The sequence below is a fragment of the Shewanella halotolerans genome (assembly GCF_019457535.1).
GTDB classification, from domain to species: Bacteria; Pseudomonadota; Gammaproteobacteria; order Enterobacterales; family Shewanellaceae; genus Shewanella; species Shewanella halotolerans.
Genome location: NZ_CP080417.1, coordinates 1,650,385 through 1,663,247, shown reverse-complemented (window position 1 = coordinate 1,663,247; position 12,863 = coordinate 1,650,385). Strand labels below are relative to the sequence as shown.

The following is a 12,863-nucleotide window of genomic DNA, read 5'->3' as shown; positions in this document are numbered from 1 at the left end:
TAGCTGAGCCTAGAGCACGACACTCACGCAAACCAAATGACTGATGTATGGACGAGATTGAAACAGATAAGGAGGATTTTTAGATAAACCATTTATCATCGAGTGTACCACCAAGTGTATCACCTGAGGTATTTCTGAGTTAACTCGTTGATAATAGTTAGGATTGGAGGTTCCCCTAGAGCCAACACCCCGGCACATGAGTCGCCTGCTGCGGTTGCTCCCTTCCGGGCCTGGCCGAGTTCACAAGTTATCATTGCGGGGGGACCCTAGGGTCACCACAGATTCTTAAGCAATTAAATCCTTAAGACGGCGTGCATTATCTACTATGGCAGCCCGGCAATCAAGTCAATAACCAAGAGTAATCGCCAGAATAGGCCTAACTGCCCATTCTATAAACAAAAGCCCGCGAGTGCGGGCCAAATTCCATCGACGTTCATGGTGTCTACAGAGCCAGTATCGCCTTGTTCTGTTCGATCACCTTAGGGCCGATACCCTTTACCTGGGTTAATTCTTCAATGCTGTTGAATTTACCGTGAGCATCTCGGTACTCGACTATGGCCGACGCCTTAGCTTCACCGATCCCCTTGAGCCGAGTCAGCTCCTGGGCGCTTGCGGTATTGATATTAACCTGACTTAGGCTCGCCTGGGCCGTGTCGGCAGGTATCGAAACCTGTTCGGCAGCCAGAGCGGGAAAGAGGGAAAATGACGCTACGACGAACGCAGCTAAAAGTAGGTTCTTCATTGGGGCTCTCCTTAAATATCCTTATGCTGTTCATGGCCAACAATCCATTTTCCTCGGCCACCTCGAAAACATAGAACAGCTTCAAAAATTTCGCCAATTCGTGACCGACAAATATACCGAGCCGACCGCCGCGAGAGATAGATCACAAAATAAATTATATTAATTTATTTCAGTCTGTTATTAATTAGCGCCCCGTTACCCAGCCGCCGTAAAAAAAATTGATCGCCAGACGTCACTACAGCGTGATCAACACAGCAAACAGCCACAAAAAAGCGATCTGAATCACACCCAAATAAGTATGAAATGTAGTTTTGCCACAGAAAAAATTTGGTTGCGCCCCGCAACCGCTAGGCTAGTGTAGAGCGCCAAAATAATAATTAAGGAACCCCTATGTCCCTCGACACCACACAAGAGGCACTCGCCGCACCGCCAAAGCAGGCAGCCCAAACCAACTTGCCGATTCTGTTCGGCGATATAGTGCTGTTCGCCTTGCTCTATAACTTTCTGCCTTTCGAGCCAGGGGTGAATACCGGCATCGCTATTCTCGTCTTCGCCGCCGTGCTCTGGCTGACCGAAGCGATTCACATCAGCGTCACCGCCATACTGATCCCTATCATGGGCGTCTTGCTAGGGGTTTTTGAAACCAAGGCAGCCATGAGCAACTTCGCCAACCCTATCATCTATCTCTTCTTCGGTGGCTTCGTGCTGGCCGCAGCCCTCAACCATCAGGGCATTGATAGACGCATCGCCCAAAAGGTATTGACCGCCTCCAAGGGCAAACTCAGCATCGCCTGCATGTTGCTATTTGGGATCACAGCGCTACTCTCCATGTGGATCAGCAACACGGCCACGGCGGCCATGATGCTGCCTCTGGCCCTTGGGATCCTCAGGCAACTGGATTTCAAGGAGCACAGAAGCACCTATCTCTTCATGCTACTGGGCATCGCTTACTCGGCCAACATTGGCGGCATCGGCACCCTGGTGGGCAGCCCGCCGAACGCGATCGCCGCAGCCCAGGTCGGCCTGAGTTTCGCCGACTGGCTAGAGTTTGGTCTGCTTACCGTAGCACTCATGCTGCCTAGCATGTTGATTGCTCTCTATATCTACCTAAAACCCAACCTCAATGTGGTGTGTGAGATCCCCAAGAGCAACGAACATCTCGCCCTGCAGGGTAAACTCACCTTGCTTATCTTCCTTACCACTGTGTGCTGCTGGATCTTCAGCAAGCCTATCTCCACCGCACTGGGGGGAATTAAACAGTTCGATACCATAGTGGCACTGGGCTCAGTCGTCATGCTCGCCGGGCTTGGCCTGGTCGACTGGAAGAAGATTGAGAAAACTACTGACTGGGGCGTGCTGATCCTCTTCGGTGGCGGCCTCACACTCAGCGCCATCCTCAAAACCACGGGCACCAGCGTCTTCCTGGCCCACTGGGTCACAGATATCTTCGGCAACACCCATATGGCGCTGTTTACCTTTGCGGTGATCTTCTTTGTGGTGATGCTTACCGAATTTGCCAGTAACACCGCCAGCGCCGCGCTCCTGGTGCCTGTGTTTGCCGCCATCGCCGAGGCGTTAGGCCTGTCACCTGTGATGCTCTCTGTGCTTATAGGTATCGCCGCGTCCTGCGCCTTCATGTTGCCAGTGGCCACACCGCCAAACGCCATCGTTTACGGCTCTGGCTTTATCAAGCAATCGGAGATGATGCGCGCCGGGGTGATCATCAACTTCATCAGTATGTTGGCGCTCTATGTGATCGCCCATCTGTTCTGGACCATCTAAAAACACAAAAGCCTGCAACTGCAGGCTTTTTTATTCTTCTATCTAAGGACTCACATAAGGCTCTAGGCTTTAACTTCCAAATTAGTCGTCAAATTAGCTGTCGATCTAAGCCTCGAAGGCTTGAGCCAGATCGGCAATAATATCCTCACTATCTTCAAGGCCCAGGGAGATCCTCAGCAGGCTATCGCCTATGCCGGCATCCATTCTCGCCTCTGGCGAATAGGGCGAATGTGTCATCGAGGCGGGATGCTGGATCAAAGACTCGGCGTCCCCCAGGCTGACCGCGATTTTAAACAGCTTGAGTCTATTAGCGAACGCCTTGGCAGTGTCGAAACTGCCTTTAAGTTCGAAGGCCACCACGCCGCCGGCTCGACGCATCTGTTTACCCAGCAAAGCATGCCCAGAATGTCCCTTGAGGCCAGGGTAATAGACTCTGGCCACCTCAGGATGCTGCTCAAGATATGCGGCGACCCGCTCGGCGTTATCGCAATGGCGCGCCAGTCTCACATCTAAGGTCTTGAGTCCTCGCAGGATCAGCCAGGCATCATGGGGAGAGATCACTCCACCGATATCCTTAAGCACCTCGAGTTTCACCTTAGTGATCATCTCCTCAGTCCCGCAGACGATGCCCGCGATCACGTCACCATGACCGTTGAGATACTTAGTCGCACTGTGGATCACCATGTCGATCCCCATGCTCAGCGGGCGCTGCAACAGCGGCGTCATGAAGGTGTTATCGACTATGCTCACCAGCTGATGTTCTTTGGCCAGCGCCGCGATAGCCTCAAGATCATAGACATCCAGATGTGGGTTAACAGGCGTCTCGCAAAACAACGCCTTAGTGTTGGGGCGAATGGCCTGAGCTATGTTGGCGACTTCGCAGAAATCCACCAGGGTCACCTCAATGCCGAAACGCTTAAACTGCTCCGTCATCAGGGCAAAGGTACAGCCATAGACAGCCTTGGAAGCGACCAGGTGGTCGCCCTGGCTTAGATTGGTCAGCAGGGCCGCAGATACCGCCGCCATGCCGGATGCGGTCGCCGCTGTGGCTTCGCTGCCTTCCAGCACCGCCATCTTACGTTCTAGTTCTGCCGTAGTGGGATTGCCAAGGCGAGTGTAGATATAGCCTTGTTGTTCGCCGGCAAAGCAATCACCGCCCTGCTCGACTGTCTCAAAGGTAAAGGTGGCGCTTTGCACCAAAGGGGATACCAAGGCGCCGTGCTGATTGGCCTCATGCCCTGCATGGATCACCTGAGTGGCAAGTTTCCATTTATCTTGCATACACTTTCTCCGTCATACTCGCAGCCTATTATTGTTGGCTTATATTTATTGGTTTAGCGTGGCAGCGATGCATTAACTTGCCCAGTTTAGGGACGCGGAGTAAACCTGCTTAGCGAAATTATCTCCTATTTGGATGTAAAATCTTTGTTACGAACAGTTGTTTTACCTAAGACGCTAACGGAGAAGTCTTTCAGCTCGCCAAGCAGGGCCGTATGTATCTTACTCAGCTTAGGTCGGGAGTCTGGGGTAAACACCACGGGGCGACACAGCCGCATGGTCTGATAGCCTAAACGCGCCGTGAGCAGGCCGCCGCCCAGCCCCTGTGCCAGTCTCGCAGAGATCTTACCTGACATCTCCAGTGAAAACAGCTGAGTCCCGATATCGGTGACAATCTCGCTCGTGCCGGCATAGATGATGTTAGTTATCACCGACCGGATAAGCTTGATGCGGCTCCAGTAACCCAGTTCTATGCCGTAGCAGCGCGCCAGCTCAGCTATCATCTTCTGATTGCGCCAGAGTATGATCGCCATATCCAGCACGGCGATAGGACTGGCCGCCAGCAAGAGTGCCGATTCGCTGGCATAGCGATGCACCAGTTTCTTTGCCTTGGCATCGACCTGCGGCAGCACGCTGCTCTCGAACAGTATCAGGCGTTCGGCGTCGTTATGCTCCTCGTGCACCAGGCGGTAATAACTATTGGTGTCAATTTCTTCTGGTAGGTTTGAGATGAGTCTGTCGATAAACTTGTCCGCCTCGCCCCTCTGCATGCTCTGAGATAAGCGCTCACTCACCGCCTGCGCCTCCTCTACCGCGCGTAGTCTGCGCAGTTGGCGCCACTCCTTCACGCCTATGGTGACTGCCCAAAGACTCACGATGGCGGTCACGCTACCATAGAGACCAAACAGCCAAGGGCTCTGAGCCCACGCTTCCCTTAGAGTCAACCCGAGCTCCACCAGCAAGATACTACCAATCCCGAGCAAGGACGCCTTGGCAAGCCATGACCATGAGCGCCGACGCGCGCCAGACGGCGACTTGCTAACGATACCATCAAGCTCAGGCACCAGCGCCTGGAGCGCCGCTTCGTCCAGTTCGCCTGTCTCGGCATCCTCGAACACCACCTGGTCATCGAAGCGCTCTGCCGCCTTAAGCTCGGTAACGCTTAACGCCTGCTCTGGCTCGAACACTTGCTTCTTTTCAATCTGCATATCGGCTTTACTCATAACGCTTTTCGGTGCCCTACATTGCAATGCATGCTTTCTAACCGCTATCTCTCCGCACTCTTGTGCCCGATTTAACTCAGCTTGTCGCCGAGCAAAAACTGCAACAGGTGATCCAGGCGTATGTGCTCAAACTGCGCCTGGTGGCCAGACTCGGCCAGTCGCGGCGGGGCGAAATCGACAAACTCAAATCCTTGCTTTCGCCAGAAATCGCCGCCGGGTAAGTGAGTGGGGACTTCGCCCGGGAACATGGTCACCTCTTGGTTTGAGGCAAGTTCTATCCCCTTCACCACCTCGACCGATTTCCCCTGGCTCTGCACCATGCCGTGCTGAGTCGCCTTGATGGCACTGATCGCCATCACCTCGACTTCACAGCCTTCAAACTGGGCATGTTGCTGACTGCGTTTCACCAAATGAGACAAGAGCGACAAGACATTGCCCTGCTGATCCCGGGTGATGTGATCTACCTTACTGGCGGCAAATAAGAGTTTGTCTATCCGCGGGGCAAACAAGCGTCTCAGCAGATTCGATTGCCCGAAATGAAAACTCTCCATGATGGCATCGAGCGCCCCCGTCATATCATCAAACTGCGCCTTACCGCGATTGAGCGGCGTCAGGCAGTCGACCAGCACCAGCTGGCGGTCGAACTTGGCAAAATAGTCACGATAGAAGGGTTTCACCACTTGGCTAACATAGCTGTGATAACGCTGCTTCAATACCTGATAGTAGCAATGCTTTGGACTCTCTTCTGCGGCGTCCAGCTCGGCCTCGCTCAGATGCAGCAGGGGAAAGAATGCCAGTATGGGGGTATCTGCAAGCTCACCCGGCAGCAGCATGCGCCCGGGCTGAGCATGGTAGAAGCCTTGCTCCTCGACGAGATCCACCAGCAACGCCTGATAAAGCCCAGCGATCTGCTTTAACTTAAGCTCATCGGCGCTTTGCTTGAGGTCTAGCTCCCGACAAGCCGCGACGAATGCCTGATAATGGGCGCTCTGTGACAACACAGCATCGCGGCGCGCCTGCACCTGGCACCAGTCCTTAAAACTCAATTTGAGCATAGGCAGATCCAGCAGCCACTCGCCTGGGTAATCCACTATGTCCAAATAAAGCGTCGCGCTGTCGGTAAATTTCGCCCTAAAGCCTGCAGCAGGCTGATATCGAATGGCGAGGCGCAGCTCGCTGATGGTGCGGGTCGATTGTGGCCAGGCAGGCGTCTTTCCGCACAAGGCGCTCAAGGCGCCCTCATAGTCGAAACTCGCTATGGTCAGATCCGGCTGTAGGGCACGTTTCACCCCATGTAACCGCCCCTCACGGGAGACCTGCAGCAGCGACAATGCGTTGTGGCGCTGACCGACACCGGCATGCAGCAGTTGATTGACCAATCCGGTAATGAAGGCAGTCTTGCCTGCGCCCGATAAGCCGGTTACCGCCAGGCGAACATGATTGTCCGTGGTGCGTTTAACCAGTGACTTGGAGTGATGGCCGAGTTGACGAAGTGATCGGTTAAATGAATTCATCATTTGCTTTTACTATTGGCTAAGGGCTTTATGGCTAAGAGCGTTACGGTTAAGGGCTTCTTACCTTAATACGGCTAAGGGCGGTATACACCGCCCATTGAAAGGATTCAAAGATTGTTGATCTGCTGTTTAAGATCGAAGCTATCTGAGGTGACGTGCCTTTCAAGATGCTGCAACCTGAGTTCTAAATCGCGGAACTGGTTGTTGACGTCTCTTAAGGCTGCCTTAGCCGGCTCTCCTGCCTGCCATACCTTCTTCTTCACCTCGATCTCCTTGTGTTGTTGCTTGTTCTTTGCGCTGCCGGGTTTGATATCCAAGATCATCCAGAGTAGTACGTAGATGATAAGAATAACCCCCGATCCCCCAAGCAAAAATATCGATGCGGCGACCACTCTGACCAACCAGGTTTCGAAGTTGAAGTAGTCCGCTATCCCTGCGCACACTCCAGCTATCTTGCCTGACTCGGGGATTCGATATAAGGGTCGTCCCTTAGATTCGCTCATCTCGATTCCTCCACTGCGGGGCCTCGCTATCTAAAATCGCTTCCAATGTCTCTATGCGTTGGGCCATTTTATCAGCTTTGCCGATTAGCTCATTCAGCTGAGCATACTCTTCTTCAGTGAGTCCCTGGCTCACTTGGCGTTTGCTACGATAGTGCAGAATCAGCCAGATGGGCGCCACCACTACCATAAAGATAATAATTGGGGCTATTAATAAATCCAAATCCATAACTCACCTCAGAATTGTTGTTATTTAGTCTGTTTCTTGGCTTTCGCTGCTTTTACCTTAGCCTTCAGGGCTTCTAGCTCTGCACTAACGGCATCTTCAGCTTCCAGCGCGGCGAATTCATCGTTCAGTGTCTTCTGGTTACCCAGATCATAGGCTTCCACCTGAGATTCAAGACCTTCGACACGACGCTCATACTGCTCGAAACGGCTCATGGCATTGTCTATCTTGCTAGAGTCCAACTGACGCTTCACCTCAAGACGCGAAGACGCAGTCTGCTTACGCATAATGATAGTCTTCTGACGTGCCTTAGCGTCGGCCAATTTCTCTTGCAGCAGGTTCACTTCCTCTTTCAGGCGTGCGATCTGCTCTTCGACAACGACTAGCTCCTGCTCTAGGGTGCTTGCCAGCTCACTGGCCTTTTGCTTTTCAAGCAGAGCAGCCTTAGCTAGATCTTCACGGTCTTTCGACAGTGCCAGTTCCGCCTTGTCCTGCCAATCCTGAACCTGCTCCTGCACCTTAGCGATACGGCGAATGATCTCTTTCTTCTCTGCCAGTACCTTGGCTGAGGTAGAACGAACTTCTACTAACGTATCTTCCATCTCTTGGATGATCAGGCGAACCATTTTTTCTGGATCTTCTGCTTTATCGAGTAATGCGCTGATATTCGAGTTAATAATATCTGCAAAGCGAGAGAAAATTCCCATAATACTGTCCTCAAATTTATGTTGGTTTCGCCTAGATTAATACATTAAGTGTGCCAACTTAACTATACCGATTAAAAACAATCAGTTAAACATATTTATAACTTTTTCTTTATTTTATTTCACAGGGCACATATTATAATTTTCACCAATAATTAGCGTGAAAGACTAAAAAATAAAGTGGCCAATCAATTTCAACAAGACAACCTCATAGGTCAGTCAAACGCTCTACTGGAAGTCCTTGAGCACGTTTCAAAAATTGCACCCTTATCTAAGCCGGTCTTAATTATTGGCGAGCGCGGAACCGGTAAAGAGTTGATCGCCGAGCGCCTACATTATCTCTCCAAACGCTGGGATCAAAGCTTTATTAAGCTAAATTGTTCATCGCTCAGTGAAAATCTATTGGAGAGCGAGCTCTTCGGCCACGATGCAGGCGCCTTCACCGGCGCCAACAAGAAGCACGAAGGACGGTTCGAGCGCGCCGATGGCGGCACCCTATTTTTAGACGAGCTAGCCAACACCTCAGGTTTGATCCAAGAGAAACTGCTACGCGTCATCGAATATGGCGAGTTTGAACGTGTGGGGGGCAGCAAGACGGTACAGACAGATGTGCGCCTGGTGTGCGCTGCCAACGAAGATCTCCCCTCACTGGCCGAAGCTGGGGAATTTAGGGCCGACCTGCTCGACCGCTTGGCATTTGATGTGATCACCTTGCCACCACTGCGTCATCGCCCGGAAGATATTATGCCCCTGGCCGAATATTTCGCCATCGGCATGGCTCGCCAGCTGAAACAGCAGCAATTTGACGGCTTTAGTCGCAATGCCATCGAGCAATTACTGGATTATCACTGGCCGGGCAATATCCGTGAGTTGAAGAACGTGGTCGAGCGCGCCGTCTACCGGAATACGGATCTAGAAGAACCGATCGACAGCATTATCATAGATCCCTTTGCTTCCCCTTATAGGCCGACCAACCGCGTCAAGACCAAGTCCCGTCAGGTGCAGAGTGAACAGGCCGTTGAGCAGGAGAGCCCAGCGACGCCCGCTACCGAATCAGCCAGCAAGGCTAACGGCCTAGATATCAGCTTCCCACTGGACTTTAAAGAACATTGTGAGCAGCAGGAGATCATGCTGCTTAAGAAGGCGCTGGAATCGGGGCAATACAACCAGAAGAAGACGGCGGAGCTACTCGGACTCAGCTATCACCAGTTGCGAGGGATCTTAAAAAAGTACAACTTACTGGATAAATAAGCGCACCAGGGGCAGATGATGTTTGCCCCTAACTCCAGACCACTGTTAAAATAAACCCCTTCATTCAAATAACTATTACATCTGCTGATGAAAGAGCTGCTCAAACGTCTCACGTTAGGTTCGGCGTTTTGTTGTATCGTGACACTGTTGTCGGCCTGTGGACCGACTCGAGTGCCCTCGGGATTGGTCTATTGCTCTGAAGGCAACCCTGAGTCCTTCAACCCCCAGTTGGTCACCTCTGGTACCACGGTCGATGCGACCTCACAGCAGCTTTACGACGGTCTGGTGGATTACGACGCCAGAACCGGTGAGATGACCCCGTCTCTCGCCACCTCCTGGCACCTCAGCGATGATGAGAAGGTCTACACCTTCGAGCTTCGCCAGGACGTGCAATTTCATCGCTCCGACATCTTTACCCCGAGTCGCAACTTTAATGCCGACGATGTGCTCTTCTCTTTCAACCGCATCATAGATACCGACAATCCCTATCACTTTGTCTCTAAAAGCGGTTATCCCTTCTTCCAGAGTATCGGCTTTGCCGAGCTTATCGACGACATAGAGAAGATAGATGACTACCATGTCGCCTTTCATCTTAAGCATAAGGATGCCTCTTTCCTCTCTAACCTGGCGACAGGCTTCGCGGTGATCCTCTCTAAAGAGTATGCCGACCAACTACAGCGCACGGGCCAGGAAGAGTTGCTGGACAAACTGGCGATAGGTACCGGCCCCTTCAGGCTGATCGATTACGTCAAGAACGACTTTATTCGTTACTACCGCAACCCCTACTACTGGCGCCTGACCCCAGAGGTCGATCAGCTGGTGTTTGATATCACACCAAAGAGTACCACCCGCCTGGCTAAGCTGATCACCGGTGACTGTAACGTCTCGGCCCTGCCTAAGGCCGGTGAGCTGCCGGTGGTGATCGAGAAAGAAGATCTCGAGGTGGAGTCGCTCCCCGGATTTAACGTCGCCTTCTGGGCCTTTAATACCGAGCGGATCCCCTTTAACGATGTCAGGGTGCGCCGCGCACTGGCCCACGCCATAGATAAAGAGAACATCCTCAGGGCTGTGTATCAGAAGACGGCCGAAGAGGCGGTGGGCCTGCTGCCGCCACTCTCTTGGGCCTATTCGGCCAACGAGAAGATGATCGACTACAACCCAGAGAAAGCCCGCGAGCTACTCGACGAGGCTGGGGTAAAAAACCTCACCATAGATATCTGGGCCATGCCGGTCGCCCGCATCTACAACCCCAACGCCCATAAAACCGCCGAGCTTATCCAGGCGGATCTGGCCAACATTGGCGTCAAGGTCAACATCGTCAACTACGACTGGAGCGTCTTCAATCAAAAGCTGAGCCAGCATGGTTACGACTCGGTGCTCATCGGCTGGAACGCCGACAACAGCGACCCCGACAACTTCTTTACGCCCATTTTAAGCTGCGCCTCGGTGGGCTCAAACAGTAACCGTTCGCGCTGGTGCGACCCCGCCTTCGACCATATCCTCAACGCGGCCAAGTCCACCACAGACAGAGAGAAGCGGGCGCGTCTCTATCAAGAGGCCGAGCAGTATGTGGCCGAGCATGTACCTATGCTGCCCTTCGCCCACGCTACCCGTATGGTGGTAAAACAGAAATCGGTGACCGAAGCTAAGCTGACCCCCTTTGGCGGCATCTCCTTCACCAAGACGTCTGCCCAGCCTCGCCTTGCCAGCGACAACAAGGAGAGTAACTGATGGCCAGATACCTGATCCGTAGGTTAAATCTTTTCCTGGCGACCTCACTGGTGCTTTTCCTGGTGATGTTTATCGCTACCGGTAAGTTCCCCGTCGCGCACACCTTTGCATTAACGGGCCTGCAATCGCCAACTGCCCAGGAGCTGACGCAGATTAAGCAAGATTATCGACTCGATAGCTCGCAGGCACATCAGTTTCTCGCCTACCTGCAGCAGCGCCTGTCGGGTAACCTGGGCATATCGGCCACCTCACAGAACCCGGTGATCGACGAGCTCACCGCCGTGTTGCCCGCCAGTTTTGAGCTGGGGATTGTCGCCGGACTGATCGCCCTGGTGTTGGGTCTGCCGCTGGGAGTACTGGCGTCCTTGAGCAAGCATAAGATCACTCAGCACACCATCATGGCGATCACCCTGACCGGTTACTCCATTCCCGTGTTCTGGCTCGGCCTGTCACTGTCGCTCTGGTTTGGGGTGCAGCTTGGCTGGCTGCCGATTTCGGGGCAGATCAATCTGCTGTATGACATACGCCCGGTCACTGGCTTTCTGCTGATCGATACCTTGCTGTCGGACTCGCAATACGCCACCTCGGCCTTTATCGACGCCCTGCTGCATATCATCTTGCCTGCGGTGACCCTGGCAGTACTGCCTTTTACCGTAGTTGTGCGTATCACCCGCGCGGCGATGATATCCATCATGGATCAGACCTATATCAAAGCCGCCGAGGCCCGCGGCCTTCACACCAGCATCATAGTGCTGCGCCACGCACTGCCGAACGCCTTTATTCCCGTGCTGAAAAACCTCGGCCTCATGCTGGGCGCCTTCGCCAGCTATGCTATGGTGGTAGAGGTGATCTTTAGTTGGCCTGGCGTGGGCGCCTGGCTGGTCTCTGGGATCTATCAAAGGGATTATACTGTGATACAGGGCGGGATCCTCGCCGTCGCCTTAATCATCATCTTCTTAAGTATCCTTATCGAGGTGATCCATACGGCAATGAACCCCCTCAGCAGGAAAGAGCTCTATGCCGCAAATTAAAATTTATCAGGAAGATCACATCCCCTCGCCCTTGAGCCGGATCTGGTCCGCCTTTACCGATAACCCGTTCGCCTTCGCCGGGCTCTGGGCTGTCTGCTGTCTGCTGCTTCTGGCCCTGTTTGGCCCGCTTATCGCACCCTATAGCCCTGAACATCAAGACCCCTTAGCGCTTCTGCTCGCGCCCTCCTGGGAGCCCACCGGCACGGTGGAACACTTCCTCGGCACAGACGATCTGGGCCGCGACATCTTCAGCCGCCTGCTCCATGGCGCCCATCTCACCTTCGGCATGGCACTGGCAATCGTTATCACCGCCCTGCTGCTGGGTTTCATCATAGGTTCCATCTCGGGCATGATGAAGGGCCTCAAGTCGAGTATCTTGAGCCATCTGCTTGATGCGCTGCTGTCGATCCCCTCGCTGCTGATGGCGATTCTGGTGGTGGCGGTCACAGGGCCAGGGCTTGGCAACGTCTTCTGGGCCGTGGGCATCGCGCTCACCCCACAGTTTGTCCGCGCCATTCACCAGGCGGTGCACGAAGAGTTACAGAAAGAGTATGTCACCGCCGCCAGACTCGATGGTGCCAATAGTTTGCAGATCTTCTGGTATGTGATCCTGCCCAACATCATGGATACCATGATCATTCAGACCACCTTAGGGATCTCAGCCGCTATCCTTGATATCGCCGCACTGGGCTTCCTCAACCTGGGGGCCCAGGCCCCTAGCCCAGAATGGGGCGCCATGGTGTCTCAAGGCCTAGATAATCTGCTCACCGCTCCCTGGACGGTCACCATACCCGGCGTCGCCATCCTCTGTAGCGTGCTAGCCATTAACCTGGTGGGAGACGGACTGCGCTCTGCCCTCTCGCCGATTCGCTCCTAACGAG

Annotated in this window: 12 protein-coding genes and 1 other RNA gene; 5 read left to right on the top strand and 8 right to left on the bottom strand. The window is 53.4% G+C overall.

Features of this window, described 5'->3' with window-relative positions:
* Nucleotides 1-172: 172 nt before the first annotated feature.
* Nucleotides 173-270: signal recognition particle sRNA small type (gene ffs, locus K0H81_RS07200), an RNA gene on the bottom strand.
* Between the two features lie 172 nt (nucleotides 271-442).
* Nucleotides 443-742, bottom strand: coding sequence for a ComEA family DNA-binding protein (locus K0H81_RS07195; RefSeq protein WP_144200512.1), 300 nt, complete (start codon nucleotides 740-742; stop codon nucleotides 443-445).
* A gap of 390 nt (nucleotides 743-1,132) precedes the next feature.
* Here K0H81_RS07195 and K0H81_RS07190 point away from each other — a divergent pair, with 390 nt between their 5' ends.
* Nucleotides 1,133-2,524: a DASS family sodium-coupled anion symporter gene (locus tag K0H81_RS07190; RefSeq protein WP_144200510.1), complete on the top strand. Its 1,392-nt coding sequence runs from the start codon at nucleotides 1,133-1,135 to the stop codon at nucleotides 2,522-2,524.
* 105 nt (nucleotides 2,525-2,629) lie between these two features.
* Here K0H81_RS07190 and megL read toward each other — a convergent pair whose 3' ends face one another.
* From megL to pspA, 6 genes are all read right to left on the bottom strand, one after another.
* On the bottom strand, nucleotides 2,630-3,805 hold the full coding sequence (gene megL / locus K0H81_RS07185) for a methionine gamma-lyase (RefSeq protein WP_220060385.1): 1,176 nt from the start codon (nucleotides 3,803-3,805) through the stop codon (nucleotides 2,630-2,632).
* A gap of 125 nt (nucleotides 3,806-3,930) precedes the next feature.
* Nucleotides 3,931-5,025: a TIGR01620 family protein gene (locus K0H81_RS07180; RefSeq protein ID WP_220060384.1), complete on the bottom strand. Its 1,095-nt coding sequence runs from the start codon at nucleotides 5,023-5,025 to the stop codon at nucleotides 3,931-3,933.
* Nucleotides 5,026-5,096: 71 nt separating this feature from the next.
* Nucleotides 5,097-6,539: a YcjX family GTP-binding protein gene (locus K0H81_RS07175; RefSeq protein WP_220060812.1), complete on the bottom strand. Its 1,443-nt coding sequence runs from the start codon at nucleotides 6,537-6,539 to the stop codon at nucleotides 5,097-5,099.
* 107 nt (nucleotides 6,540-6,646) lie between these two features.
* A complete protein-coding gene (pspC, locus tag K0H81_RS07170) occupies nucleotides 6,647-7,042 on the bottom strand; it encodes an envelope stress response membrane protein PspC (RefSeq protein WP_144200503.1) in 396 nt (131 codons plus the stop codon).
* On the bottom strand, nucleotides 7,029-7,268 hold the full coding sequence (gene pspB / locus K0H81_RS07165) for an envelope stress response membrane protein PspB (protein ID WP_011866292.1): 240 nt from the start codon (nucleotides 7,266-7,268) through the stop codon (nucleotides 7,029-7,031). Before pspB ends, pspC begins: the two co-directional genes overlap by 14 nt.
* A gap of 20 nt (nucleotides 7,269-7,288) precedes the next feature.
* Nucleotides 7,289-7,972 carry a phage shock protein PspA gene (gene pspA / locus K0H81_RS07160; RefSeq protein ID WP_011866293.1) on the bottom strand — a complete coding sequence of 228 codons (684 nt, stop codon included), beginning with the start codon at nucleotides 7,970-7,972 and terminating at the stop codon, nucleotides 7,289-7,291.
* 177 nt (nucleotides 7,973-8,149) lie between these two features.
* On the opposite strand from pspA, the gene pspF reads away from it, so the two are divergent.
* The 4 genes from pspF (at nucleotide 8,150) to K0H81_RS07140 (ending at nucleotide 12,859) form a co-directional block, all read left to right on the top strand.
* The gene (gene pspF, locus K0H81_RS07155; protein WP_220060383.1) at nucleotides 8,150-9,220 is read left to right on the top strand and encodes a phage shock protein operon transcriptional activator; all 1,071 of its coding nucleotides are present in this window, start codon (nucleotides 8,150-8,152) and stop codon (nucleotides 9,218-9,220) included.
* An 87-nt stretch (nucleotides 9,221-9,307) separates the two neighbouring features.
* On the top strand, nucleotides 9,308-10,951 hold the full coding sequence (locus tag K0H81_RS07150; RefSeq protein ID WP_220060382.1) for an ABC transporter substrate-binding protein: 1,644 nt from the start codon (nucleotides 9,308-9,310) through the stop codon (nucleotides 10,949-10,951).
* Complete coding sequence (locus K0H81_RS07145; protein WP_220060381.1) at nucleotides 10,951-11,982, top strand: ABC transporter permease subunit; 1,032 nt, start codon at nucleotides 10,951-10,953, stop codon at nucleotides 11,980-11,982. Before K0H81_RS07150 ends, K0H81_RS07145 begins: the two co-directional genes overlap by 1 nt.
* Nucleotides 11,969-12,859: an ABC transporter permease subunit gene (locus tag K0H81_RS07140; protein WP_011866297.1), complete on the top strand. Its 891-nt coding sequence runs from the start codon at nucleotides 11,969-11,971 to the stop codon at nucleotides 12,857-12,859. Before K0H81_RS07145 ends, K0H81_RS07140 begins: the two co-directional genes overlap by 14 nt.
* The last annotated feature ends 4 nt before the right edge of the window (nucleotides 12,860-12,863 follow it).